We start from the raw sequence: 26315 nt of genomic DNA, 5'->3' as shown, positions 1-26315 counted from the left end.
GCCGGCCTGCGTCGAAGGGCGTCGGGCCTATGGCCCCGCCCTCAATCCACGCTGGCGCGCTGGGGAACCTGGTTCGCGAAACACACGCGCGTCTTGCCGCGCCGCTTCCCTTCGTAGAGCGCATCGTCGGCGCGGCGCAGCAGCGTATCAGGCGTCAATCCGTCCTGTGGAGCCACGGTCACGCCGATCGTGGTGCCGACCTGAACCTCCACGCCGCTTTCTAGACGGATCGGCCGGCAGATCGCCTCGATCAAGGCTTCGGCCCGCGAGCGCGCGACGTCGGGAAACGGCACCGGGAGAAGCAGAACGGCGAACTCGTCGCCGCCGAGCCGGGCGGCGAGGTCGCACGGCGCCAGCTGCGTTCGGATGCGATCGGCCACCGCGCGCAGAACCTGATCTCCCGCATCGTGGCCTTGGCTGTCGTTGACGGCCTTGAAGCCGTCGAGGTCGAGATACAGAAGCGCAAAGCCATGCTGCGACTCGATGAGGTTGCCGCAGGTTTCCTCCAGGCGCTCCGACAGCCGGATGCGGTTCGGCAGGCCGGTCAGCGGATCGTGCCGCACCTGCCATTCGCCGACGCTGAGAAGGCGGGCGGCCGCGTTGATCCGTCGATGGAGGAAATAGCCGCTGGCCGCACAGGCGAGCACCAGCGCCGCCCAGATCGGCAGGGCCACCCACAGAAGCTCGGCTCCCGCATGGGCGCTGCTCCATACGAAATAGGCGGTCGGCCGTCCGTCGATCGCGTCGATCGGCACGCTGGTCATATCGGAGGGCGGCTGGCGCTGCAATTGCAGGTTCTGAAGCGCCGAAGCCTGCTCCAGTTCCGTGATGATCTCCGCGTCGAGCCGTTTCACGAGGATCAGGACAGGCAGGTGCTGCTTGGCGGGAAAATCGCGCAGCGCCAAGGGCGTCACCGCCGCCATCGCCGGAATTCCGTCCGCCAGGAGATTGCCCACGGTGGCGTTGCCGGGCATCCAGCGGAGCACATCCGCCAGAAGCGGCTGGAGCCCCTGCGTCAGAACATCCTCGACCTTGGCTTCGACGCGCGCGCCGTCCCTGAAGGCGAAGAGGGTCTTGCCATCCGGCTGGACCACGAAAACGTCATCGACGCCGAAGGTGCGGAACACCGACAGGCCGACATTGGTCTCCATCCAGTCCAGATCCCTGGCGTCGATCACATGCGCGCCGACATCTTCCCAGGTGCCGTAATCGATGGTGGTGCGCTTGAGGTCGGTTTGGTTCATGCGCAGGGCCGCCGTCACCAGCCGTCGCTGCGCCTCGTCCACGGAGCGGGTCTGCTCGCTCGCCACCACCAGGATCCCTGCCAGCAGCGCCGACAGGAGGGCGCAGATCAGCAACCCCAGTGGGGCGATGAAACGGCGGAGGGATCGGCGGTATTGGCTATCGAGGCTTTTCATTGGGATGGCCGTTTTTCGCCCATCCTGCCCGAGCGAGATGAAGGAACAGCTTCCAGCGAAGGCCATGCCTTAACGAACCCGCAAAAAAGGGCGGGTGTCGCCACCCGCCCCTTTCGATTGTCAGGTCCGTTTCAGACGGCGGACTTACTCCGCAGCGTCTTCCTTGGGGGCCTTCTTGACCTCTTCGCCGGTGGCCTGATCCACGACCTTCATCGAAAGGCGAACCTTGCCACGCTCGTCGAAGCCCATGAGCTTGACCCAGACCTTCTGGCCTTCCTTGACCACGTCCTGCGTCTTCTGAACGCGGTCTTCGGCGAGCTGCGAGATGTGGACGAGACCGTCGCGCGAACCGAAGAAGTTCACGAAGGCGCCGAACTCGACGCACTTGACGACCGTGCCCTCGTAGATCTCGCCGACTTCCGGCTCGGCCACGATGGAGTGGATCCACTTGCGGGCCGCCTCGATCTCCTTGCCCGAGGACGAGGCGATCTTCACCGTGCCGTCGTCTTCGATATTGATCTTGGCGCCGGTCTTCTCGACGATCTCGCGGATGACCTTGCCGCCCGAGCCGATCACGTCGCGGATCTTGTCGGTCGGAATGTTCATCACTTCGATGCGCGGGGCGAACTCGCCCAGCTCGGCGCGTGCCGTGCCGAGGGACTTGTTCATCTCGCCCAGGATGTGGACGCGGCCGCCCTTGGCCTGATCGAGCGCGATGCGCATGATCTCCTCGGTGATGCCCTGGATCTTGATGTCCATCTGCAGCGAGGTGATGCCGTTCTCGGTGCCGGCGACCTTGAAGTCCATGTCGCCCAGGTGATCTTCATCACCCAGAATGTCCGACAGAACCGCGAAGCGCTCGCCTTCGAGGATGAGGCCCATGGCGATGCCCGCGACCGGGCGCGCCAGCGGAACGCCGGCGTCCATCAGAGCCAGCGAGGTGCCGCAGACGGTGGCCATGGAGGACGAGCCGTTCGACTCGGTCACTTCCGAGACGGCGCGGATCGTGTAGGGGAAGGCTTCCTTGGCCGGCAGCATCGGGCGGATGGCGCGCCATGCGAGCTTGCCATGGCCGATTTCGCGGCGGCCCGGCGAGCCCATGCGGCCCGTCTCACCCACCGAATACGGAGGGAAGTTGTAGTGAAGGAGGAAGGTTTCCTTGTAGGTCCCCGTCAGGCTGTCGACGAACTGCTCGTCCTCGCCAGTGCCGAGCGTCGCGACCACGAGGGCCTGCGTCTCGCCGCGCGTGAAGAGCGCGGAGCCGTGGGTGCGCGGCAGGATGCCCGCTTCCGCAACGATCGGACGAACGGTGGAAAGATCGCGGCCGTCGATGCGGCTCTTGGTGTCCAGGATGTTCCAGCGGACGATCTTGGCCTGCAGTTCCTTGAAGACGGTGCCGACGTCTTCCTTGGAATAGCGGAGCTCGGTCGCGCCCTCGGGGAAGAAATGCGCCGTGACCTTCGCCTTCACCGCATCCACGGCGGCGTAGCGGGCCTGCTTGTCGGTGTTCTTGTAGGCGTCGCGCAGTTCGCCCTCGGCAAGCCCGAGCATCTCGCTCTCGAGCGCCGAGAAGTCGGGCGCATTGTGCTGGCGCGGCTCCTTGGCGGCGTGCTCGGCCAGCTTGATGATCGCGTCGATCACCGGCTGGAAGCCGCGATGACCGAACATGACGGCGCCGAGCATGGTCTGCTCGTCCAGCTCGCGGGCTTCGGACTCGACCATCAGGACGGCGTCCTGCGTGCCGGCCACGACGAGGTCGAGCTTGGACTCGGCCATCTCGTCCACATGCGGGTTCAGCTTGTACTCGCCGTTGATGTAGCCGACGCGCGCGCCGCCGATCGGCCCCATGAAGGGCACGCCCGACAGCGTCAGCGCGGCAGAGGCGGCGACCATGGAGAGAACATCGGGATTGTTTTCCAGATCATGCTGGAGAACGGTGACGACGACCTGCGTGTCGTTCTTGTAGCCTTCGGCGAAGAGCGGGCGGATCGGACGGTCGATCAGACGCGAGACCAGCGTCTCGTTTTCGCTCGGGCGACCTTCGCGCTTGAAGTAGCCGCCCGGAATGCGGCCGGCCGCGAAGGCCTTTTCCTGGTAGTTGACGGTGAGCGGGAAGAAGTCCTGGCCGGGCTTGGGGGACTTGGCCGAAACGACGGTGGCGAGAACGGTGGTCTCGCCATAGGTCGCGAGCACGGCGCCGTCAGCCTGACGGGCGATCTTGCCGGTTTCGAGAACCAGCGTGCGGCCGGCCCATTCGATCTCGACCTTATGGGTATTGAACATAAGAATATGCCTCTCGTGCGGGCCGCGATGGGCGGCCGGGGCAGAATTTCAAAACGCGCACGGGCAAGACGGCGGGGTGCTTCGCGGGGGCTTTGCGAGCCGCCCGGTCACGCTGCGATCCGGGGCGCAAGCCCGCGAACCCACGCCGGGAAGCAACCGGCAATCCTGCCCCATGAGCGTTCCACTCGTCGGGAGGGCCAAGCCCTCCCTGGCAGCCCCCGCGATCGGCGCGGGTTTGCCGGGGCATGGGCCCTGCCCGAAGGGCGGGGCCAAGGGGCGGGCGGGGCAGGATCCGTGATCGGACCCGGCCCCGTCCGAATGGTTTTAGCGGCGCAGGCCGAGGCGCGTGATCAGCGTGGTGTAACGCGCTTCCTCGCGCTCCTTCAGGTAGTCGAGAAGACGACGACGCTGGGAAACGAGCTTCAGAAGGCCACGACGGGAGTGGTTGTCCTTCTTGTGGCCCTTGAAGTGCTCGGTCAGATTGGCGATGCGCTCCGACAGGATCGCGACCTGGACCTCGGGCGAACCCGTGTCGCCGGCCTTGGTGGCGTATTCCTTGAGAAGCTCGGACTTGCGCTCGGGCGTGATCGACATCGTGATGTCCTTCGTGTTGGAGGATGGGGTCGCCCATAGCCGGGATGTCGTCCAGCCAGGGCCATGAAAGCGCAAGGGGCGGCGTACCGCTCACCCTTTCGCGCCCCCGATATAAGCGGCTTTGCGCCAAAACACCAGCCCGGCCCTGAAGGCGGCGTTCCGGCCCCGAAAAACGCAAACGCCCGGCGGGGCCGGGCGGATGCGACGAAAGATCGTTTCGACGAAGCGGGGTGGCAACATTCGCCGCCCCAGGGTGGCGTCAGGCCGCGAGTTGCCGGGACGGGTGAACCGCAGCCTCGGGCTCGGGGCGGTGCTCCGCCCGCGCGGCCGTCGATGTGGCCGCCACCGGCACCCCAGCGCCCTGCGCCATCTTTTCCAACTGGAAATAACCGATGCGGGACTGAAGCTCGTCCGAGTCGCCATTGAGATGGCCGGCGGCTGCGGACATCTGGACGGCGCCGTCCGAGTTTTCCTGCGTCACCTGATTCAACTGCTGCATGGCCTGGTTCATCTGCTCGATGCCGATGGACTGCTCGCGGCAGGACGCGGAAATTTCGCTGACGAGTTCGGACGTGCGCTGGATGCTGGGCACGAGCACGGTCAGCATCCGGCCCGCTTCTTCGGAAGCGCTCAGCGTTTGCTCCGACAGGGCCGCGATTTCCACCGCCGCGCCTTGGCTGCGCTCGGCGAGCTTGCGCACTTCGGAGGCGACCACCGCGAAACCCTTGCCGTGCTGGCCGGCACGCGCCGCCTCGATGGCGGCGTTCAGTGCCAGAAGGTCCGTCTGACGCGCGATTTCCTGCACCAGCGCGATCTTCTCGGCAATCTCGCGCATGGCCACCACGGAGGACTGCACCACCGTCTCGCTCGACCGGGCGCTGGCGAAGGCTTCGCGCGCGACCTTTTCCGTCTGGGAGGCATTGTCGGCGTTCTGACGGATATTGGCCGCGATCTCTTCCATGGCGGAACTGGCCTGCTCGGAGGCCGCAGCCTGCTCGGCCGAGCCGGAGGCCAGTTGCTGCGACAGGCTGGCCGTGGTGCTCGCCGTACCAGACAGCGAATTGGCGGTGTTTCCGACAGCGGCGACGATCTCGTTGAGCTTGAGCCGCATCTGGCAGAGGGTCGTCAGAAGCAAGCCGATCTCGTCCTTTCGGCCATGCACGATGCGATGGGAAATATCGCCCGAACCGACGCGCAGCATGTTCTCGCGCAGAAGGGCAAAGCCAGCCGAGACGGTCATCAGCATCAGAGCCGCGAAACCGCCGCCGAGCAACAAGGAGGCGCCGACGATCGCGACCGTTTGGGTCCAGACCCTGTCGTAGCTTTCACCCGCCCGGGCGACGAAAGTCGTCACATTGGCTTTCGCGGCCTTGCTTGCCTGCGCCAGTTCGTTGTCGATGCGCTGGGCGGCCGGCCCCTCGTCCTTGGTGATCGCGTTCAGGATCTCGGCCGAAGGGACGCCCGTGTTGATGTCCCGAAGGATCGCGTCCATCTGCGCCCGCAGCGATACGAGGGATGCGGACAGCGTTTGGACAGTCCCGCGCTCGCCGGTGGGCAGCGAAGCCTCGTAGGCTTTCAGCGAGACATCGACTTCACGCCAGATGCCGGCATATTCGGACTCGATGGCTCCACGCGCGTCGGCGGGAATAACCAGTGCCTTGAACATGAGACGGCGCGCTTCGCTGAGTTGAAGCTGCAAATGCCCGGACGCATCCACCTGCTGAAGGGGGCCTTCCGCCAACGTGGTCAAATCCACGAACGTTCGCCTGGACTGCTCCAGCGCCAGATAGCTCCCCGCCGCCCCCATAACTGTCAGCAACAGAAACGATACAGCCAAACGAACCTTGAACGAATACCACATACCCATCGCCATGACCCCACGATCGATACCGACCTCATCAATTGCAAGCGATGACATACACAGTTTAACTCTCTGCCAACGCAGCGAGCTGAATTTTTACTTCCGAATCTTACAACTTAGAGGGGATTTAGCGACGTTCCGCAATCTTTTGATTTTAATAACCAAATATCTCGGTGCAAGTATAGCAGAAGTATCCGCATCATAGGTGCTTAATACAGATTACGGAAAAGTAAATACTGCCGCAAACTTGAAGTCGACCAGAATGGCTTCCACATTCCGAATTGTAATAATATAACATTACAGATCAGCTGGGGGTTATACTCTGGCTCGTCACGAGAGTGTTACGCAGAGGTCCTATTGCGCATCCGATCCCACCTCACAGGAGGCCTTCGATGCGTCGTCTTCTTGCCCTGCTCGCCTTGTCCAGCGCGCTTCCCCTCGCGGCCCAGGCTGCCACCGTGATGCCGCTCGACCGCGCGACCATCCTCGCCGGCTCCCCCTTCGATATGAAGGTCGAGTTCAAGGGCGTCGTGAAGCCCGGTGACGTCACCGTCACGATCAACGGCAAGCCCGCCGCCGAGGTTCTGGGCCAGCCGGTCGAGTTCATCGAAAAGGAAGACGGCGTCGAGGCTTCCGCCGTGCGCATCCAGGGCGGCCACATCCTGGCGCCCGGCAGCTACAAGGTCGAAGCCAAGGCCGGCGACGAAACCCAGAGCGTGACCTGGGACGTGTTCGGCACGCCCGCCATCGCCAAGGCCAAGAACATCATCTTCCTGCTGGGCGACGGCATGACGGTCGCCAACCGCACCGGCGCGCGCATCATGTCCAAGGGCATGACCGAGGGCAAGGCGAACGGTCGCCTCGCCATGGACGATCTCGACCACATGGCCTTCGTCGGCACCTCGTCCACCAATTCGGTCGCCACCGATAGCGCCAACACGATGTCGGCCTACATGACCGGCCACAAGACGGCGATCAACGCGCTCGGCGTCTATGCCGACCGCACCAAGAATTCCTTCGACGATCCGAAGGTCGAGACCATCGCCGAGGCGCTGCGCCGCACCACCAAGAAGTCGGTCGGCATCGTCGTCACCTCCGAGCTGGAGGACGCCACGCCCGCCGCCGTGGTGGCCCACACGCGCAAGCGCGCCGACAAGCCCGAGATCGTGGACATGATCTTCAAGGTGAAGCCAGACGTGCTGCTCGGCGGCGGCTCGGCCTATTTCCTGCCGCAGTCCACCCCGGGCTCCAAGCGCAAGGACGACAAGAACTACATCCAAATGTTCCAGGACGCAGGCTACGCGCTGGCGACCGACAAGGGTGAGCTGGAGGCGGCCAAGGGCTCCAATCAGGATAAGCTTCTCGGCCTGTTCCACACCGGCAACATGGACTTCATGCTCGACCGCGGCTTCCTGAAGAAGGGCACCGTGTCGAAGTTCCCGAACCAGCCGGGCCTCGTGGAGATGACGCAAGTCGCGCTCGACAAGCTCTCGAAGAACCCGGACGGCTTCTTCCTGATGGTCGAGGGCTCCTGCATCGACAAGGCCTCGCATCCGATGGATTTCGAGCGCTCGATGATCGACACGATCGAGTTCGATAAGGCCGTCGGCGTCGCGCGTGAGTTCCAGAAGACCCATCCCGACACGCTGATCGTCACCACCGCCGACCATACGCACGGCATCTCGATCATCGGCACGATCGACGACGACAAGCCGGGCACGGAGATGCGCGAGAAGGTCGGCGTCTACGCCGATGCCGGCTTCCCGAACTACGAGGACAAGGACGGCGACGGCTATCCCGACAAGGTGGACGTGTCGCGCCGCCTCGCCATCTTCGCCGCCGACTTCCCCGACTATTACGAGACCTTCCGCCCGAAGATGGACGGCCCGTTCGAGCCCGCCGTCCAGAACGAGAAGAAGGACTATGTGGCCAACGAGGCCTATAAGAACGTCCCGGGCGCGGTCTTCCGCGAAGGCAACCTGCCGCGTTCGGCCGACACGGCCGTCCACGCCGTGGACGACGTCGTGCTTCAGGCCGCCGGCCCAGGCGCCGACGAGTTCAAGGGCTACATGGAAGAAAGCGACATCTACCGCGTTCTGGCCGACGCCTTCGCGCTCGCCCCGCAGAAGAACTGATCGCTCGTTCTGAACCGCCATCTCGGGTCCCGGCGCCTCTTGCGCCGGGACCTGTCGCCATTTGGAGGAGGCTTGCCCATGGCCAGTTTCGCCCCGACCCGCCGGCGCCTGATCGGCTCGGGTCTCGCCGCCCTTGCCACGCTCGCGCTCGCGCCGCGCAGAGCCCTGGCCGCGATCGAGCGGATCGGCTTCGACGATCTCTACGGCAAGATCAGCGTGCTCGGCCTGTCCTTTTCCGACAAGGCCAAGGCGCTCACCGGCCGGAGCGTCGAGATGCAGGGCTTCATGGCCCCGCCCTTGAAGGCCGAGGCGAAGTTCTTCGTGCTCACCGAAATTCCGATGTCGCTCTGCCCCTTCTGCTCATCCGACGCGGACTGGCCGGCCAATATCGTCGTGGTCTATCTGAAGGAAGCGCAGACCTTCGAACAGGCCAACAAGGTGATCGACGTCTCCGGCCGCTTCGAGATCGGCTCCTGGACCGACCCCGAAACCGGCTTCGTCAGCCTCGTGCGCATCGTCGACGCCCGGTTCCGGACGGTGTGACGGACATGCCGGCGCTTTCCATTCGCGATCTCGACATTCGCTTTCCCGGCCTCGACGCGCCGGCGCTCGCCATTCCCGTCCTCGACCTGGCAGCCGGCGCGCGCGTGGCGCTGACAGGCGCGTCGGGCTCGGGCAAGACGACCTTCATCAACGCCGTCAGCGGACTGGAGCGGGTGCGCCAGGGCCTGGTGCGCTGGGGCGAGACGGATCTCGCTAAGCTGGGTGAGGCCAAACGCGACCGCTGGCGCGCGGCCTCGATCGGGCTCGTGATGCAGGATTTCCATCTGTTTCCCGGTCTCTCGGCCATGGACAACGTGCTCCTGCCCCATCGTCTGTCGCGCGCCCTGCCGCTGGCGGAGGCGAGAGCCGAAGGCGAGCGGCTGCTCGGCCGCTTCGGTATCAGCCGCCCCGCGCAGCGGGTCGAGACGCTGTCGCGCGGGCAGATGCAGCGCGTCGCCATCGCCCGCGCGCTCGCCGGCCGGCCCGGCATCCTGATCGCCGACGAGCCGACCGCCAGCCTCGACGCGGAATCCGGCGCGGCGGTGGGCGACCTTCTCCTCGAACTCAGCGCCGAGACCGGCTTCACCCTGATCGTCGCCACGCACGACCCGCATCTCGTGGCGCGCATGAGCCGCGTCCTGCGGCTCGCCAATGGCCAACTCGCGCCGGAGCACTGATCCCATGTTCGGTTTCATCTGGGCCGATCTCCGGCGGCACTGGGCGGGCGTTCTCGCCGTCGTTCTTCTGATCGCGCTCGCCAGCGCGCTCGGCACCTGCGTCACGCTCGGCGAGCGCGCCATCCGGCTCGGGAGCGCGCGCGCCGCCTCGGCCTTCGATCTGGTGATCGGCGCACCGGGCAGCGAAACGCAGCTCGTGCTCTCGTCCGTGTTTCTCCAGCCCGCGCCCCTCCCCCTTCTGCCCGGTCGTACGCTGGCAGCCCTGCGGGCCGACCCGCGCGTCGCCTATGCCGCGCCGGTCGGATTCGGCGATTTCGTCGGCGACGATCCCGTGGTCGGCACCACCGGCGATGTCGTCGGCGGCCTCGGTGGCCTGGCAGAAGGGCGGGCTTTCCAGAAATTGCAGGACGCCGTGGTGGGCTCCGCCGTCGCGCGCCCCATCGGCTCGCGCTTCAAGCCGCTGCATGGCCGCCTGTCGGAAGGCGGCCATGTCCATGGCGCCATTTCCTACGAGGTGGTCGGGCGCATGAAGCCGACCGGCACCGCCTGGGACAAGGCCATTCTCGTGCCGATCGAGGCCGTCTGGCTGGCGCATGGCCATGAACCGGGAAGCAAGGACCATGGAGCGGACGAAACCGCCCATGGCGAGGAGGCCGCGCGCGGCGGCGTCGGCATCGCGGTGCTGGCAGCGGACTACGATCAGCAGGCAGAGGAAGCCCGCCGCAGCGTCGATCTGGGTCGCCCCATCGACCCCGCCGCGCTCGACCGGCCGGACGCGCCCGGCGTTCCGGCCATCGTGGTGAAGCCGCGCACCATCGCGGATGCCTACAAGCTGCGCCAGAACTACCGGCACGACGGAACGCTCGCGGTCTTCCCGGCCGAAGTTCTGACGCGCCTTTACGGGACGCTCGGCGACGCGCGCACGGTTCTGGCCGCCATCGCCTATGGCGCGCAGGCGCTGGTCGGCGCGGCGATTCTCTTCGTCGTGATCGTCCATGTTCTGCAACGACGCCGGCAGATCGGCGCGCTCCGGGCCTTCGGGGCGCCGCGCCTGTCGATCTTCGCCATCGTCTGGGCCGAGATTTTCGCGATGGTCGGCGCGGGCGTCGTTCTCGGCTTCGGCTTCGGCTTTGCGGCCGCCAGCGTCCTCGCGCAGGTCGCGGGCGGGGCCAGCGGCATCGCGCTTCCCGTGGAACTGCGCGCCGGCGATCTCACGACGCTTGTCCTCCTTCTGGGCGCGGTCGCGCTCGTGACGTTCGTTCCCGCCAGCTTGGCCTATCGCCAGTCCCCGGCCGAGGCGCTGCGGGGCTAAGAGTCGGTTCGTGGAGATTGGGTCTGTACCTGCGGGCCGGCGACTTGATACGAGGGGGCGCCCGCGCCAAGCGGGCATGGCGCAACGAGAGGCACCCCCTTGCAGCTCACATCCACGATATCAGCGCTTCGCGAACGTCTCGACACCGAGCGCGCGGCCGGCCGCTCGGTCGGTCTCGTTCCGACCATGGGCTATCTGCATCAGGGCCACATGGCCCTGGCCGAGCGGGCCAAGCGCGAAAACGATATCGTGGTGCTGACGATCTTCGTGAACCCGACGCAGTTCGGCCCGAACGAGGACTTGGCCACCTATCCCCGCGACCTGCCGCGCGATCTCGACCTCTGCCGGGCGCATGGGGTGGACGTCGTTTTCGCTCCCGATGTGGCGGAGATCTATCCCGAGCCGATCCGGACCCATGTCGAGGTCGAGGGCCTGTCGGACGTCCTGATCGGCCGGCACCGGCCCGGTCATTTCCGGGGCGTCGCGACCGTGGTCACCAAGCTCTTCAACATCGCAGAGCCGCACCGCGCCTATTTCGGCGAGAAGGACTTCCAGCAGCTCGCCGTGATCCGCCGCATGGCGCGCGATCTGTCCGTCCGCACTGAGATCATCGGCGTTGCGACCGTGCGCGAGGCCGACGGGCTCGCCGCTTCCTCGCGCAACGCCCGGCTGACGCCCGAGGACCGCGCGGCGGCCGTGGTGATATCCCGCGCTCTCGACGCAGCCGAACGCGCGGCCCGCTCGGGCGAGCACGACGGCGCACAGCTTCTGGCCGGAGCGCGCGCCCTGATTGAGGCCGAGCCCCGCGCCCGGCTCCAGTCGCTCGACCTGTGCGACGCGCAAACGCTGGAGCCGCTGGAGCGCCTGTCCGACCGGCCCGCCGTGCTTCTCGTGACGGCCCATTTCGGCCAGGTGCTGCTGATCGACCAGCGCGTTCTGCCCCTCCCCGGCGCGGGAGCCGGCGCATGAGCGCGCGCAGCGAGACCAAGCGTCTCAGCGTGCCCGATATCCGCGCGCGCAAGGGCGGCACGCCGCTGGTCGCGCTGACGGCCTATAGCGCGCTGACGGCGCGGCTGGTGGATGCCCATGCCGACATTCTTCTCGTCGGCGACAGCCTCGCCATGGTCGAGCACGGCATGGACACGACGCTGGGCGCGACGCTCGACATGATGATCCTGCACGGGCAAAGCGTCATGCGCGGCTCGGCCCGAGCCTTGGTCGTGGTGGACCTGCCCTTCGGAACCTACGAGGAAAGCCCGCAGGCGGCCTTTCGCAGCGCCGCGCGTGTTCTGTCGGAAACCGGCTGCTCGGCCGTGAAGCTTGAAGGCGGCGCGGGCATGGCCGAGACGATCGGCTTTCTCGCCGCGCGCGGCATTCCCGTGATGGCTCATATCGGGCTGACGCCGCAATCGGTCATGGTGCTCGGCGGCTTCCGCACGCAGGGGCGCGAGCGCGCCGAATGGGAGCGGATCGAGGCGGACGCGCGCGCGGTGGCGGAGGCCGGCGCCTTCGCCGTGGTCGTGGAAGGCGTGGTGGAGCCGCTGGCCGAGCGCATCACGGCCGCTCTGTCGGTGCCGACCATCGGCATCGGCGCCTCGGCGCGCTGCGACGGGCAGATCCTCGTTCTGGAAGACATGCTGGGCTTCAACCCGCGCGTACCCCGCTTCGTGCGCCGCTTCGGCGAGGTCGGCGCGGCGATCGACAAGGCGGTCGGCGACTATGCCGAGGCCGTGCGCGAGCGCAGCTTCCCCGGCCCGGACCATGTCTATCAGCCGAAGGACTGACCCCGGTTGCGCCAGTCCCTCGCCCTGACGGCGCTTCTGGTGCCCGATTACGAGAGTGCGATTGACTTCTATGTCGGGGTTCTCGGCTTCGACCTCGTGGAAGACCGAGCCCTTTCGCCTGACAAGCGCTGGGTCGTGGTACGTCCCAAGGGCTCGGCGGGCGGCCTGCTGCTGGCGAAAGCCGCCGACGCGCGCCAAGCCGCCCGGATCGGCGATCAGACGGGCGGGCGCGTCTTCCTGTTTCTGGAAACGGACGATTTCGCGCGGGATCACGCCGCGATGCTGTCGCGCGGCGTCCCCTTCGAGGAAGCGCCGCGCCGCGAGTCCTATGGTACGGTCGCCGTGTTTCGCGACCCGTTCGGCAATCGCTGGGACCTGATCCAGCCGAACGCAGACTGACGGGAGCGGCCGGGGCAGGACCAACCAACCCCTAACTAACTTTCCGACCGGACCCATCAGTGGGACCGATTAAGCCGCCCCATCCAAGCTCTTCGTATTCCTGAACTTCGCGATGACAGCGGTCTTCTGTCTAGCTCTATCGCGCAAGGGCGCTGAAGAGCCAGCTTGAGGTCCGATTCTTCTCTTGAACGCTGCGACGGCGCTGTTTCCATCACTCCGGCATCACGAGCGGCTTCAATCGAGGCTGGCGATTCGGAAGGGTGATGGCGCACCGCTTCTCCCTGATCCTGCCGGTCTCTCCGGTCCTCGCGATCAGGGTGGTCTCCGGTCCTCGCGATCAGGGTGGTAATGTGTCGCTCGCGTGGACGAGCGGGCTTGCCGCGACACGGCTGGCCGTGTCCGTTATTGGCGTCCTGGCACCGCTCCGCCTGCTGCTGCAGATCGGGATCGGACGCTGCGATCCCTACACCGTCATGGTGACCACGGCAGCGTTGCCGGTCCTGACTTTCGCGATCGAAGCCATCTCACCCGCTTATGCCGGGTCGTGGCTGACAGCGGTTGGCGCCGCGATCGTTTGGGTTTCTCGTATCGGATGTCGCCGCGAAAAGGCGCTGACAGGCGTCCGCCATCGCATGTCGCTAGGATCCGAACGGTCGGGCACCAGTCCGACCGCCCATCGACGCGGGCGAAGCGGTCGCCTAGAAGCGATCCAACCGCTATCGACCCGTCCTTGCGGTTCCTCGCTTACCTACGTCTCCGCCGAAAGCTGCCTGTCACCAGAACCGCTGGCCTCGGGCCGCCATGTTAGACTGGATTGCGTTCGTACCGCAGAACCCCGTCGATGCGTGGTCCCGCCGACGATGCATCGGTGGGATGCCGTATGCCGTCGTTGACGGGCACCTCATCGAAGTCGAACGGGCTCACGCCGTCCAGACAGGCGACATTGATTCCGTATTGGTTTGGCTTCGAGCGACGCTGATGGTGGGTATAAATCCCACAAACGGAGCAGAAGTAGTGCTTCGCGGTCTTGGTCCCGAACTGGTAGAGAGTCAGGGCGTCCGTGCCTCGCGTGATCTCGATATCGTGCAGGTTCGCGGAAACCGCGACCGCCCCGCGCATCCTGCAATAGGAACACGTGCATCGCCGTGCAGTTCGCAGACCGTCTGTCAGTTTGACGCGGAAGCGGACCGCGCCACAGTGACAGCCGCCTTGTCGATCTCCCACTTCGGGTTCCATCACTCCAACCTTCTCGGATCATGACGCGGAGCGTCAATCCGAACTAGCGACTCGGACGCGCTCAAATCGACTACATCACCGGATGCCAAATGGGTCGATGCCTGCCTCTGCACTCCAAAGCCGACAGTCCCGACGCCACCCAGCCGCGCCTTAGGGACAGGGCCGTGTCATTGATACCCATAGGAGCGCAGTAGATAGCTCGTTCCGAGCATTCCCCCGAATCCCGCGACAACACAGGCGAGCGCCACGATGTTTCCGAAAGGCCTCATACGCTTCCGCTCGGCGTCACGCATGAGCGGTTCCGTTCTGGCTCCCAGCAGCATCATTACGAGACCCATAACGATCAGGGGGCCGACCAAGAAGGAAGCCATCGACCAGACGCTGACCTCCGGTGCGCCTTGCCGAGCGAGCCTCAAACGGTCGAAGATGGTGGGCCATGACATAGCAATCCCGGCCACCACGCTGCCAAGTCCGTAAAGGCGAGCTTTCACATCGTCATTCATGGGTATCTCCCGTGATGGATCGAGCGGAGTTGGCATGCTTCCATTCGCTCACGCAACCGCAGCAATCGATCCCTTCACGCATTCATAAGGACCACACCATCAGGCCTGGGATCGAACACATAGCAATGTGTCGAGGACCCGGCCTAGGCATCCGGAGGCGATGCCTGCGGTTTACGATCCGGCGCTCGGATCGACATATTGCTTCAACACGGCGATGTCTGCGAAAGGCGCAGGCCACAGCACGATCCGGTAGTGATCGTTCCCATCGAGCCCGTCGTCGCTCAACGTTCTCAACCCACCGTGATGGGCTCTGACACGGTAGGTGCCTGCCGGAACCGTCAATATGTCGATCGATCCCCCGGTGCATTCGTGGATCTCGAGCTTGCCGGACGGCAAGGCGAGGCTGGCTTCGGCGACATGATCCCATGCAGCGAGAGCGACCTCGGGCGCTTCGTCCCTGATCTCGACCGTGACCGGCACCTCCATGTTGCGTTCGGGCTGAACGACGACCACGAATGGGGCGGCTTTGATGCGCAGAACCGTATCGGCTTCCGTATAGTCCGTAGGCGCATCCGGGCTCTCCCCATGATCCCACAGGTAAAACTGGTGGTAGTCGGCCAGGATTCTGTAGCGCTTGATCATGCCGGACTCTGCCGTTTTTCACGGGCTGGGATCGCGACCGTACCAGATTGCAAACGCTTGCTATACGGACATAGACCGGCCCCGTGCGGCCGCAGAGGCGGCCACCTGCACCGCCTGGAAGCGGTCGTTCGTTGGAAGTCCACCGGCATCGGGGTGGAAGACTACGTTTCGTTAGGTAGATTTCATCAGGGATCGAGGGTCGTTGATGCCTGTCTATCCGATCTCCAATGTCACCGTGCGTGATGCTGCGGCCTTCGAGACTTGTCGCTCCCGCGCGGCCGCATCGATCGAAGCTTTCGGCGGCCGCCATCTTGTCCGTGGCGGAGCTATCAGCGTCCTCGAAGGAGAACCGCAGCACCCCGCCATCGTCGTCGTTGAGTTCCCCGACGCAGCAACGGCGCGGAGGTGGTATGCCTCGCCGGAATAGGCCGCTGCCCTGGAAGTGCGGGATCAAGCCCACGTTCGCAGCCTCATCCTTGTGGACGGAGTGAACCTCGGTCGAGGATCGGGAACCATCCGGCAGGCTGCGTCGGCTCTGCTGGCTCATCGTTTTGGAGCAGACCAGCCGGAAACCACCCCGGCGAGCGGATCTAAGCCACGAAACGGACGCCCGAAAGTGGGTCAACCGCTTTCGACCCGTCCGTGACGTTCAAATACTATCCCGGTTTTCTCGACAGCGGACGTTCCTGATGTGTCGCGGGACGCCAGGATGCGTTCACGGGCGGTCGGGTGTTGCGGACCAGTTCCCCGGATAGCTTCGATACGAGCGGCAGACTCTTCGGGTGATCGGGTCGAGGTGTCCAGTTCCAGATCGTGGATGCAGGGAACGTGGACCTCTGTCCTGCCAAGCCACGATCGGTTGGGGCACCATCCCAATGACGGTTTCCCTGGCGTAGACGCCTTCGTTCTTCCACCGGGTTCGGCTGCACACGACGATTCTGAAAGGACCGAACGTTGAAGGTCCGCTTTTCAGCCGCAAGGCAGAAAAGCGGAGGTTCAGGGATCTGGGTTGTGCGGACCTGCCACCAGAGGACCACCCCGCCATGCCGACGTGAATCTCTTCGTGGTTCCAGGGGGTGTTCCCGAAACTCTCTCGCCACAGGGCGTGACGTCAGCGGTCGATCCGAGGCTGCATAGCGCCTCGGATCGGATCAACCCAGCATGGCCAGGCGGTCACATGGGGGGAACGACGCCCTGGTTTCCCACCACCACGAAGGCGGTGGACAGCGTACCGTCGGGTGCCTTCGTGGCGGGTACGAAGACCGGCGCGCCAGGCTTCAGATCGGCTGCGCTCGCATCGGCGAAGGTTACGACGGGTATGTTGGTCGGGAGCGAAACCGTCTTGGAGCCGGTGGGATAGGTCAGGGTCAACTGGCGGCCCGATACGTTCTCCACCGCGTTGGAAACCGTGGCATTGGTCATCGTGGAATTGGGTTGCAGATCCCACGGGAAGCTGCCCTCGTTGGCGCCCTTCATCGCTGCAGGAAAGATCAGGACTTCCAACGCCCCCGCAGGCTGGCTGCCGGATGCGGGGGCGGAGGCGACCCCGACATAATCTCCCGGCTTGATGTCACTCGCTGCGGCCGTCTTGATACCGCGCAGGCCGACATTCGGTGCCATCTGGATCTTCACCACAGGCCCCTCACGCGAGGTCACGGACAGGGTCTGGCCCTCGACGGCCGCGATCGTTCCGCGCACGCGTGCCGGCTGTCCGTCCTGGGCTTGTGCCCATGAGGTTGCGAGAAGCAGCGAACCGACGACAAGACTCATGGAACGGGACAGGCGCATGGGGCACTCCGTTGGTTGAGGCGCGATCAAATCGCGACCAGGTTTTCATCCATAAGCTTCTGCCTTCGCGTTGGTTTCGTGGCGAAGCGTTGCGAAATCCCGCAAGCGTCCTCGTCGGCGACACATCGGGCGGCTGCGATCGCGGCCCGACGATCGGACGCCGGCTCGATGATGCCGCCACGGATCGAAACGCACCTGTGCGTCCTGACGTCCATGACGCTGACCGACCGCCATCCGCGTCATGGGAGGCGGGGAGCCCGGGGGCGATAGCCGTTCCGATGTTGGGCGAGACGGAGGGACAGGCTTCGCGCCGTCACGCACGGGACGGCTGTTCGGCGCGAAGCCAGATCGTCCGGGCATGCCTATGTCTCAATCAAAGCTCGGCAATAAAGACCCGGTGGCGGTGACCCGCCGCCGGGCCATTGGGCTCTCAGTTCGCCGGAGGTATCGGCGCGCCGAGAGGCGCGGGCGGCGCGGGCGGCACGCTCATGTCGGGGATGCGGTCGGTGAGCGGCTTGGCGGCCGCCAGGCAGGCCGCCATCGGCTCGTCGCCGCAGGTGACGCGGATGCCGGCGTCACGGCCGAGCCGGATCTCGACGCCCTTGCCCATCGGCGGGGGTGGCGGCGGCCCGCGATGGTCGCCCGGCCGCGGCGCTTCGCCCGGCGGGGGCGGTGGCGGCATGTCGCCGGGCGTGGGACGGGCGTCCCCTCCCGGTCCCGGCATCGCCGCTGCGGCCAATGGCGGGGGCGGAGGAGCGTTCGGCTTGGGAGCCGTCTGCGCCGACGCGAATGAGGTAAGCCCGACGGCAAGCGCCGTTGCGAGCAGAGCTGACTTGATCATAGGGTTCTGTCCTTGAACGAAATGCCCGATCCGGCGCCTTGCGGATGGAGCTCGAGCCGCGATGCCCGAAGAGATGGACATCGAAGGGGCCTGCGATCGATCCGGCGGTCTCGCCGGACATTTGGATGAGAAGGGGCGGCCTCGCTGCGCGACGCTCAGTTCGCGTCGGGGGCAGCGTCCGGGCCGGCTGGCCCGGCATCGCGGAGGCCATGGCCGGGCGCGCGATGAGGCGGCGGGGGCGGATCGAGCTCGTCGATCCGCTGATCGGCATGCTGGATGGCGCTCGCATGGAGGAACCCATCGCGGAAACGGCCTTGAACCGTCACCGTCTCGCCCGCGGCAACGAGCTTTCCTCCTTCCCCCGCACGCCCAGTTTCCACCAGAGCTTTCGCGGTGCCGTCGCTCAGGACGAACTTGTTGCCGTAGACCCCGGCGACCTGTCCGGCGATGCCGACCGAGGACGCGTTCGAGAGTTGGCTGATCGGCGTGGTCGCAAGGCTGGTGTCGAATGTGACCTCGGGGTGCTGGCTCGCGCTCCAGGCGGCCGCGCCGCCGGCAAAGCCGAGCGCCAGGATGCCCAGGGCGCCCGCGCCCAGAAGAGCGTTTCGTCGGGACGGCCGCGATCGGTGCGCCTGCGATGAGGATACGTGCGACGCTTCGGCGTGAGCCTGATCGGTCGTGTCGTGAAGATCGTCGGTCATCGTCATCATCCTTTGGGTTTCGGTGATGACGGTCTTAGGCCCGGTCGGCACACAGCACGCTGAACCGGTCAGTTCAGCTTCGGTTCATGTGGTTGTCCTGGTCACGCAGCAGGTTCGCCACGTCGGGAATGATGCCCACCTCCCCACGCGGTGACCGAGTTCGGGCGCGCCTCTCCGATGGATCGCCTCCACAGATCTGGAGCCGGTCAAGGAAACAACGTCGAAGGCCAGGGTTTCCGGTGAGGGTCCGGTATCAGCGGCCCGCGGCAGGCTCGAGCGAAGCCATGACGTATCCCTGTGAAAGAGGATTTTCGGTCCGACGCCGTTATCGATGTGAGCCAGCGGTGCAAACGGTCAGCACGGTTGGAGCCGAAAGCGGCCCGTCATCTTTCGGGCGAGATCGCGCAGGAATGGCTCTTACGCTGTCGACCCGTTCGGAACGCTCTGCTTCCCGCCAAACGAACCGGTCGCTCTGCTTCGCGTGCCGTGACTTGAAAACCGCACGCCCTGACCTCTGTCCCATCACGGTTCAGTGATGGGTTTCAAGGCGCATGATTATGGAAAGCTCGATGGCACAACGGAGCGCCATCGGCACTCAAACGCCAGAATCTGGAAGTTCGCCGGACGATCGCTCTGATGCTCAGCAGCGTTTGGACGCCTTCTTGGCTTGGCTGGCTGCGGATCGAGGTCTGGATCGGTATCCGATGCCTGCGACGGTCGCTCTGCGCAGCACGCGGGCCGATGGCCCTTCGCTCGCTCGCGCACTTGCAAGCATGGACGCCCCCGCTGTCTGGTGGGACGCCCAAGGGCGAAGGCTGAATCTCAGCGAGGCCGTGCTGTCGGGCTTCTCCCTTACGGATGCGGATCTTTCCGGCGCCAATCTGAAACGCGCCGATCTGACGAAGGGCGTCGGACGCGGGATGCGGCTGGACGGTGCGCTGATCGAAGAAGCCAGCTTCAAGAACGGGGACTTCAGTGGAGCCTCGTTCAACGCTGCGGTTGCAGGCCAAGCCTCGTTCCAGGGGGCGATGCTCGAGGATGCACGGTTCACATCCGCCCATTTGCGCTTTGCCCGGTTTCAGGCAGCGCTTCTGGACGGGACCGATTTCGAAGCGGCCGACGCGTGGGGAGCAGACTTCACGGGGGCCGATGCCGACCGCACCGTATTTCGCAAGGCCCGCCTCGACGAGGCGAACCTGTCGGACGTCAATCTGACCTTTTCGGACTTCGAAGGAGCCAGCCTCAAAGGAACGAAGCTGCGCGGATCGAGATTGCGCGGATCGAACTTCGCAGGCGCCACGCTCAGCGGCACGGATTTCGAAGGGGCCGATCTTTCCGAAACGCGGCTCATTCGTCTCGACCTGTCGAATTCCAACCTCAGGCACGCCCGCTTCAACGGCGCATGGGTCGAAGGATGCCGGCTCCGGGTCGAGCAGCTCGATGGTGCCGTAGGCGAGGAAATCGACCGAAACTATGACGGCGCGCGCGGGAGCTACAGCGTGCTGGAGGCCAATTTCACCAGCATCGGAGCCAAGGCGGAGGCCGGTTGGGCTTACAAGAAGGGTCGCAAGATGGGCTGCCTGAGTTCCTGGACCAAGGCGCGCGAAGCGACGCACCGGAAAGACTGGGGCCCAGCCCTGCTTCATACCTATGCCTGGGCCTCGGATCGGTTCGTGGAATGGCTCTGCGACTACGGAGAGAGCATGTCGCGGGTCTTGCGGGCTTTCCTGATCCTGATCGCGCTTTTCGCCGCCCTGTACGGTCTCTTGGGTGGGCTCGTTCCGCATGGAGAAGAGACCGCGACACACAGTTTGATCGACATCGTCAGCTACAGCGCGCTCAACATGATGACCTCCAACCCGCCGGAAATCGGAATGTCCGTGGTGGGGCGCACCGCGAATATCCTGGTCGGACTGCAGGGCGCTCTCGGTATCATCCTGATGGGACTGTTCGGCTACATTCTGGGAAATCGCATTCGGCGTTGACCGGTGGCCACAGAGCACGAAGGGGATCGCAAACCCGACCGAATGCGAGGGCCTGGGTCCGTCGTGGTTGAGGAAGCAAGCCTAGGCTGCACCCCCTTTCAGACGCACGCAATGGGCCGAAAGCTGCTGGTCCGCTTTTGGGCGAAAGCTAACTCCTGCCGTCGACGAGATCAGAAAGACCGAAGTTGCGGCCCATCTTCGGGAGGATCAAACTCGCGACGAAAGCTAGTTGGTTATATCCAGAGTATCGCTTTGGAGGGGAGCCAAGACGCTCGGAACAAATCCGGGATGGATGCAGAAAGCCGCCGGGATCAACTCCGGCGGCCTCCTTTGGTCAGCTTAAGGGCTTGCAGGTTGAGCGCAATCACTTGCGCCAGGAGTGCATTCACTTGCAGGCGCGCTATGCGCGCCGTCAGATGTCGAGATTGGCGACTTGCAGCGCGTTGTCCTGGATGAACTCGCGGCGCGGCTCCACCTCGTCGCCCATCAGACGGGAGAAGAGCTGGTCGGCATCCGTCGCGTCGTTGATCTTGACCTGGAGCAGCGAGCGCACTTCGGGGTCGAGCGTGGTTTCCCAGAGCTGCTCGGGGTCCATCTCGCCAAGGCCCTTGTAGCGCTGGGTGGACAGGCCCTTGCGGCCGACCTCGAACACGGCGTTCACGAGATCGAGCGGCCCGAGAATGGCGCGCTCGGTTTCCTTGCGCTTCAGGACGGGCGCCAGCGGATAGACCTCCGCCAGCCGCGCCGAGAGGCGATGCAGCGCGATGGCGTCCGCCGAATGGATCAGCGCCGCGTCGAGCGCCTGCACGTCGAGAACGCCGCGCACGGTGCGCTGGAAGCGATAGCCGCCCATGCCGTCGGACTCGCCGATCCAGCCGCGCTCGGTTTCTTCCGACACGGTGTCGAGCGCCTTAGCGATGCGGTCAGCCATGACCTCGGCCTCGCCCTGGTTGTCGGCGACCGAGGGCGAGAGCGCGCCGGCGACGGCCGCCTGTTCCACGATCTGACGGCTATAGCGCGAATGGAGACCCGACAGGAGCTGGCGCACGACGAGCGCGTCTTCCACCACGGTGCGCAGATCCCGGCCCGATCGCGCCTCGCCGCCGTCGAGATGCAGGATCGCATCTTCGAGGCCGGTGTCGATCAGGTAGTTCTCCATCGCCTTTTCGTTCTTGAGATATTGGCTCTGCTTGCCGCGCGTCACCTTATAAAGCGGCGGCTGGGCGATATAGACATAGCCGCGCTCGATCAGCTCCGGCATCTGCCGGAAGAAGAAGGTGAGGAGAAGCGTGCGGATATGGGCGCCGTCGACATCGGCGTCCGTCATGATGATGATCTTGTGGTAGCGCAGCTTGTCGGCGTCGAACCCGTAGGTCGAGCCCTCGAACGTGCCGATGCCGGTCCCGAGCGCGGTGATCAGCGTGCCGATCTGGTCGGACGAGATCATCCGATCGAAGCGCACGCGCTCGACATTCAGGATCTTGCCACGGAGGGGCAGGATCGCCTGGTTCTGGCGCGAGCGGGCACCCTTGGCGGAGCCGCCAGCGGAATCGCCCTCAACGATGAAGATCTCGGACTTCGCCGGGTCCTTCTCCTGGCAGTCGGCGAGCTTGCCGGGCAGCGTCGAGACGCTCATCACGTCCTTGCGCACGGTCTCGCGCGCCTTGCGGGCCGCCTCGCGAGCCGCCGCCGCCTGAACCATCTTGCCGACGACCGTGCGCGCGTCGGACGGGTGCTCCTCGAACCAGGCGTTCAGCGCCTCGTTCATAGCACCCTCGACGACGGGGCGCACCTCGGAGGAGACGAGCTTGCCCTTGGTCTGCGAGGAGAACTTCGGGTCCGGCACCTTGACCGAGAGAACGCAGGTCAGCCCCTCGCGGCAGTCGTCGCCGGTGGGCTGGACCTTCTCCTTCTTGAGCTGGCCGGACGACTCGGCATAGCCGATGACCTGCCGGGTCAAGGCGCCACGGAAGCCCGCCATATGCGTGCCGCCGTCGCGCTGCGGGATGTTGTTGGTGAAGCACAGGACGTTGTCCTGATAGCTGTCGTTCCACCAGAGCGCGGCCTCGACGGTGATCCCGTCGCGCTCGGCCTTCACCGTGATCGGTTCGGAGAGCAAGGGCTTGCGCGCTCGGTCGAGATAGCGAACGAACGCCTCCAGGCCGCCTTCGTAGAACAGTTCGCTGCGCTTCTCGTCGGCATGGCGCTTGTCGGTCAGGATGATGCGCACGCCCGAATTCAGGAAGGCGAGCTCGCGCAGGCGATGCTCCAGCGTTCCGTAGTCGAAGGTGGTCACGCCCCGGAACGTGTCGGTCGAGGGCAGGAAGGTGATGGCGGTGCCCGTTTCGTCGCCCGCCTCGCCCGTCACCTCCAGCGGCGCGTCGGCCACGCCGTGGGTGAAGCTCATCTCGTGGATCTTGCCCTTGCGGCGGATCTTCATCTTCAGCCACACGGACAAGGCGTTGACGACGGACACGCCGACGCCGTGCAGGCCGCCCGAGACCTTGTAGGAATTCTGGTCGAACTTGCCGCCGGCATGGAGCTGGGTCATGATGACCTCGGCCGCCGACACGCCCTCGCCCGTGTGAATGTCGGTCGGGATGCCGCGCCCATTGTCCGTCACGGTGCAGGAGCCGTCCGGGTTCAGCGTCACGGTGACATGCGTGGCATGGCCGGCCAGCGCCTCGTCGATGGCGTTGTCCACCACCTCGTAGACCATGTGATGCAGGCCCGAGCCGTCGTCCGTATCGCCAATATACATGCCCGGCCGCTTGCGAACCGCGTCGAGACCCTTCAGCACCTTGATGGAATCGGCGCCGTATTCCGCGCTGGCGGTTTCTGTGGTCTCGGGGGCTTCGGACATGGCATTCCTAACGGGTCATGGCGCGACCGGCGGAGCCGCTCGGCGCGTCTGTTCGACCGCCTTCATATAGAAGTTTTTGCATCGCAATCCAAGCTTTACGGGCTTTGGACGGCCAAGGGAGAGAAACGCGCCTTGGTTCGGTGGCCCTTTCGTCGCCATGATCGCTTTCCCATATCGACAGGACGCCATCGACGCCGCTTGGCGTCGCCGCGCAGGAGAGACGTTGATGAGCGACCTGTCGTCCCTGATGAGCGATACGGCCCCGTTTCTGGCCCCCGCCCCGCGCCCGCACGACAAGCCGCTCGGCTTCTTCGCCTTCCTGCTGACGGCCTCGCGCAACCCGATCGAGCTCTGGGGAGAGAGCGCCTTTCGCGAGCCGGTGCTGCGCAACGACTGGCTGAAGACGCCCACCATCGTCGTCAACGATCCCACGCTCATCCGCCGTACGCTGGTGGAGAATGCCGCCAATTACGTCATGCAGCCGCTGCGCCAGCGTGTCCTGAAGCCGCTCCTGCGCGACGGGCTGCTGACGGCCGAGGGCGATCTGTGGAAGCGCACGCGCAAGGCCATGGCCCCGGTCTTCGCCCCGCGCAACGTGGCGGGTCTCGCCCGCGTCATGGCCGACCGCTCGCAGAGCTTTGCCGATGGGCTGGCGGGGCGCTCGGAGGGCGTTCTCGACATCTCGCACGAGATGACGCTCCTGACCTACGACATCCTTCAGGCGACGCTGTTTTCCGACGACATCACCGGAGAGCCGACCGAATTCGCCCGCGCCATGGACGTCTTCATGGCACATATGGGCCGGGTCGATCCGCTGGATATTCTGGATGCGCCGAGCTTCCTGCCGCGCATCGGCCATTGGCGCGGACGCTCGGCGGCGGTTTATTTCCGCAAGCTCATTTTCGACACGGCCGAGCGCCGCCGCCGGCAGATGGCGAGCGATCCCGGCAGCGCGCCGCGCGATCTCCTGACCTTGCTTCTCGAATGCGAGGGGCTGACGCCCTCCGAGGTCGAGGACAATCTCATCACCTTCAGCGGCGCGGGACACGAGACCACCGCCCGCGCGCTCGGCTGGACGCTCTATCTTCTGTCGCAAGCCCCCGCCGAACGCGAGAAGGTGGAGCGCGAGTTGGACACGCTCCTGCCCGGCCTGCCCAATCCGCTCGACTGGCTGGAGGCCCTGCCGCAGACGCGCGCCGCCTTCGAGGAGGCGATGCGCCTCTACCCACCCGCTCCCTCGCTGAACCGCATGGCCCTGGAGGACGACCGGGTGGGCGATCTCGACGTGCCGGCCGGAGCTTCGGTTCTGGTCATGCCCTGGCTGGTCCACCGGCACGAGCGTCTGTGGGAGCGGCCGGGTCATTTCCTGCCCGACCGGTTCCTGCCGGAGAACCGGGCCAAGCTCGACCGCTATCAACATCTTCCCTTCGGCGTCGGCCCGCGCGTGTGCATCGGCGCGTCCTTCGCCATGCAGGAGGGCGTGATCGCGCTGGCGAGCCTCATGCGCTATCTGCGCTTCGACTATGCCGGAACCCGCGCGCCCCATCCCGTGCAGAAGATCACGGTGCAGCCGCGCGGCGGATTGCCGATGCGCGTGTCCCGCCGCGCGGATTGAGGCCCGTCAGGGTGCCGTGGCGACGCTCTGGCTCGGCGCGTCCAGAGCATTTCCAGCCGAAGCGGAATCGCTTCGGCGTCGGACAATGCGGAAAATGAAGCGCCCGAATTCGGCGGGTGAACGTCGGTTCACTGGACGGATTCGGGCCTGTCGTTGACCAGCGTCCGGTTGGCTTCCGGCGCGTCGTCCGCGCCGAGATAGCGCGACGGGTCGCTGTCGCCCGGCACGATGCGCTGGATAGCGCGCGGCTCGCCGTCGGCGCCGAAGCGCTCGAGGAAGATGCGCCGGATCGCCTGTGCCGTGCGGCGCTGCGCCTCCGTGGTCGCGCCTTCCTTCACGACACCACGAAACACGATGACCTGCGTATCCGCCGTCAGTTGGTCCAGAAAGGCGACGGGTTCGGACAATTGCTCCTCGCCCGCGCTTTGGGGCCAAGCAGAGATCAGCGCCTCATGCGCGGCCTCGAAAGGCACCTGACGCGGAACCGTGATTTGCCACGCCAGAAGCCGGGAGGCCGCGCGCGAGTGATTGCGCATCCAGACGTTCCAGAGCGTGGAATTGGGCGCGAAGACGAAGAGCCCGTCGAAGGTTTCCAGATGGCAGGTGAACAGGCCGATCTCATGCACCCTTCCGGCGAAATTCTGCGTCTCGATATAGTCGCCGACGCGGAACGGGCGCAGCCAAAGCAGCATGATGCCGGCCGCGATATTGGTGAGCGTGCCTTGCAAGGCAAGACCGACGGCGAGGCCGGCGGCGCCGAGCACGGCGAGCAGCGAGGTCATCTGCACGCCGATCTGCCCGAGCGCGATGATCAGCGCCATGACGATCACGACATAGCGCACCATGGCCACCAGCGGCCCGCGCACGGTCTCGTCGATGCGCGACAGGCCGAAGGCCCGGCCCACCAGCGCCGCCAACCGGCCCGCGATGAAGAAGCCGATCACCATGACGAGGATGGCGACGAGAAGATTGGGCAGGAAGGTCGCGGCCTGGGCGGCGAGTGTGCGCAGGAAGGTCTGCGAGGATTCGATCGTATCTTGAAGCGGCATGGGGGCCTTGCGGTTGGCGGTCGCGAGGGATGCGGCGCGCCCGATCCATGAGCATGACCCGATGAAGGGAGGACGCCGCGCGAGTC

At 65.5% G+C, this 26315-nt stretch carries 22 protein-coding genes; 10 read left to right on the top strand and 12 right to left on the bottom strand.

What is annotated here, in order from left to right:
* Positions 1-41: 41 nt before the first annotated feature.
* The 4 genes from NS365_RS04955 to NS365_RS04940 form a co-directional block, all read right to left on the bottom strand.
* Positions 42-1418, bottom strand: coding sequence for a diguanylate cyclase domain-containing protein (locus NS365_RS04955; RefSeq protein WP_058599177.1), 1377 nt, complete (start codon positions 1416-1418; stop codon positions 42-44).
* 144 nt (positions 1419-1562) lie between these two features.
* Entirely contained in the window at positions 1563-3701 is a 2139-nt protein-coding gene (pnp, locus tag NS365_RS04950) for a polyribonucleotide nucleotidyltransferase (protein ID WP_058599176.1), read from the bottom strand.
* 324 nt (positions 3702-4025) lie between these two features.
* A complete protein-coding gene (gene rpsO / locus NS365_RS04945; protein WP_058599175.1) occupies positions 4026-4295 on the bottom strand; it encodes a 30S ribosomal protein S15 in 270 nt (89 codons plus the stop codon).
* Between the two features lie 259 nt (positions 4296-4554).
* Positions 4555-6114, bottom strand: a complete 1560-nt coding sequence (locus tag NS365_RS04940) for a methyl-accepting chemotaxis protein (protein WP_193753390.1) — start codon at positions 6112-6114, stop codon at positions 4555-4557.
* A 434-nt stretch (positions 6115-6548) separates the two neighbouring features.
* Here NS365_RS04940 and NS365_RS04935 point away from each other — a divergent pair, with 434 nt between their 5' ends.
* From NS365_RS04935 to NS365_RS04905, 7 genes are all read left to right on the top strand, one after another.
* Positions 6549-8291, top strand: a complete 1743-nt coding sequence (locus NS365_RS04935) for an alkaline phosphatase (protein WP_058599173.1) — start codon at positions 6549-6551, stop codon at positions 8289-8291.
* Between the two features lie 78 nt (positions 8292-8369).
* Complete coding sequence (locus NS365_RS04930; RefSeq protein WP_058599172.1) at positions 8370-8834, top strand: hypothetical protein; 465 nt, start codon at positions 8370-8372, stop codon at positions 8832-8834.
* A gap of 5 nt (positions 8835-8839) precedes the next feature.
* Positions 8840-9511: an ABC transporter ATP-binding protein gene (locus tag NS365_RS04925; protein WP_058599171.1), complete on the top strand. Its 672-nt coding sequence runs from the start codon at positions 8840-8842 to the stop codon at positions 9509-9511.
* 4 nt (positions 9512-9515) lie between these two features.
* Positions 9516-10823 carry an ABC transporter permease gene (locus NS365_RS04920; protein WP_058599170.1) on the top strand — a complete coding sequence of 436 codons (1308 nt, stop codon included), beginning with the start codon at positions 9516-9518 and terminating at the stop codon, positions 10821-10823.
* 99 nt (positions 10824-10922) lie between these two features.
* The gene (gene panC, locus NS365_RS04915; RefSeq protein WP_058599169.1) at positions 10923-11792 is read left to right on the top strand and encodes a pantoate--beta-alanine ligase; all 870 of its coding nucleotides are present in this window, start codon (positions 10923-10925) and stop codon (positions 11790-11792) included.
* Complete coding sequence (gene panB / locus NS365_RS04910) at positions 11789-12607, top strand: 3-methyl-2-oxobutanoate hydroxymethyltransferase (RefSeq protein WP_058599168.1); 819 nt, start codon at positions 11789-11791, stop codon at positions 12605-12607. Before panC ends, panB begins: the two co-directional genes overlap by 4 nt.
* Before the next feature lie 6 nt (positions 12608-12613).
* A complete protein-coding gene (locus tag NS365_RS04905; RefSeq protein WP_058599167.1) occupies positions 12614-13006 on the top strand; it encodes a VOC family protein in 393 nt (130 codons plus the stop codon).
* A gap of 804 nt (positions 13007-13810) precedes the next feature.
* On the opposite strand, the gene NS365_RS04900 is transcribed toward NS365_RS04905, so the two are convergent.
* The 3 genes from NS365_RS04900 to NS365_RS04890 form a co-directional block, all read right to left on the bottom strand.
* Complete coding sequence (locus NS365_RS04900; protein WP_058599166.1) at positions 13811-14242, bottom strand: GFA family protein; 432 nt, start codon at positions 14240-14242, stop codon at positions 13811-13813.
* A 167-nt stretch (positions 14243-14409) separates the two neighbouring features.
* Complete coding sequence (locus tag NS365_RS04895; protein ID WP_058599165.1) at positions 14410-14745, bottom strand: hypothetical protein; 336 nt, start codon at positions 14743-14745, stop codon at positions 14410-14412.
* A gap of 171 nt (positions 14746-14916) precedes the next feature.
* Positions 14917-15387, bottom strand: coding sequence for a hypothetical protein (locus tag NS365_RS04890; protein ID WP_058599164.1), 471 nt, complete (start codon positions 15385-15387; stop codon positions 14917-14919).
* 205 nt (positions 15388-15592) lie between these two features.
* On the opposite strand from NS365_RS04890, the gene NS365_RS24915 reads away from it, so the two are divergent.
* Positions 15593-15814, top strand: coding sequence for a DUF1330 domain-containing protein (locus NS365_RS24915; RefSeq protein ID WP_343286834.1), 222 nt, complete (start codon positions 15593-15595; stop codon positions 15812-15814).
* Positions 15815-16560: 746 nt separating this feature from the next.
* Here the strand turns inward: NS365_RS24915 and NS365_RS04880 are convergent.
* The 3 genes from NS365_RS04880 to NS365_RS04865 form a co-directional block, all read right to left on the bottom strand.
* The gene (locus NS365_RS04880) at positions 16561-17175 is read right to left on the bottom strand and encodes a hypothetical protein (protein WP_058599163.1); all 615 of its coding nucleotides are present in this window, start codon (positions 17173-17175) and stop codon (positions 16561-16563) included.
* A gap of 430 nt (positions 17176-17605) precedes the next feature.
* Positions 17606-17857, bottom strand: a complete 252-nt coding sequence (locus NS365_RS04870) for a hypothetical protein (RefSeq protein ID WP_058599161.1) — start codon at positions 17855-17857, stop codon at positions 17606-17608.
* A 314-nt stretch (positions 17858-18171) separates the two neighbouring features.
* Positions 18172-18717 (bottom strand): hypothetical protein, encoded by a 546-nt coding sequence (locus NS365_RS04865; protein ID WP_153003659.1) that lies wholly within the window; start codon positions 18715-18717, stop codon positions 18172-18174.
* A 773-nt stretch (positions 18718-19490) separates the two neighbouring features.
* On the opposite strand from NS365_RS04865, the gene NS365_RS04860 reads away from it, so the two are divergent.
* A complete protein-coding gene (locus NS365_RS04860) occupies positions 19491-20702 on the top strand; it encodes a pentapeptide repeat-containing protein (RefSeq protein WP_193753389.1) in 1212 nt (403 codons plus the stop codon).
* Positions 20703-21114: 412 nt separating this feature from the next.
* Here the strand turns inward: NS365_RS04860 and gyrB are convergent, their stop codons facing one another.
* Positions 21115-23565 (bottom strand): DNA topoisomerase (ATP-hydrolyzing) subunit B, encoded by a 2451-nt coding sequence (gyrB, locus tag NS365_RS04855; RefSeq protein WP_058599159.1) that lies wholly within the window; start codon positions 23563-23565, stop codon positions 21115-21117.
* 226 nt (positions 23566-23791) lie between these two features.
* Between gyrB and NS365_RS04850 the strand changes: the two genes are divergently transcribed.
* Positions 23792-25180 (top strand): cytochrome P450, encoded by a 1389-nt coding sequence (locus tag NS365_RS04850; protein WP_153003657.1) that lies wholly within the window; start codon positions 23792-23794, stop codon positions 25178-25180.
* A 128-nt stretch (positions 25181-25308) separates the two neighbouring features.
* Here NS365_RS04850 and NS365_RS04845 read toward each other — a convergent pair whose 3' ends face one another.
* The gene (locus tag NS365_RS04845; protein ID WP_058599158.1) at positions 25309-26229 is read right to left on the bottom strand and encodes a mechanosensitive ion channel family protein; all 921 of its coding nucleotides are present in this window, start codon (positions 26227-26229) and stop codon (positions 25309-25311) included.
* Positions 26230-26315 lie beyond the last annotated feature (86 nt).

The sequence above is a fragment of the Aureimonas ureilytica genome (assembly GCF_001475935.1).
Lineage (GTDB): Bacteria > Pseudomonadota > Alphaproteobacteria > Rhizobiales > Rhizobiaceae > Aureimonas > Aureimonas ureilytica_A.
Note: the sequence above shows the minus strand (reverse complement) of the source record. Positions and strands in the feature narration are given on the sequence as shown.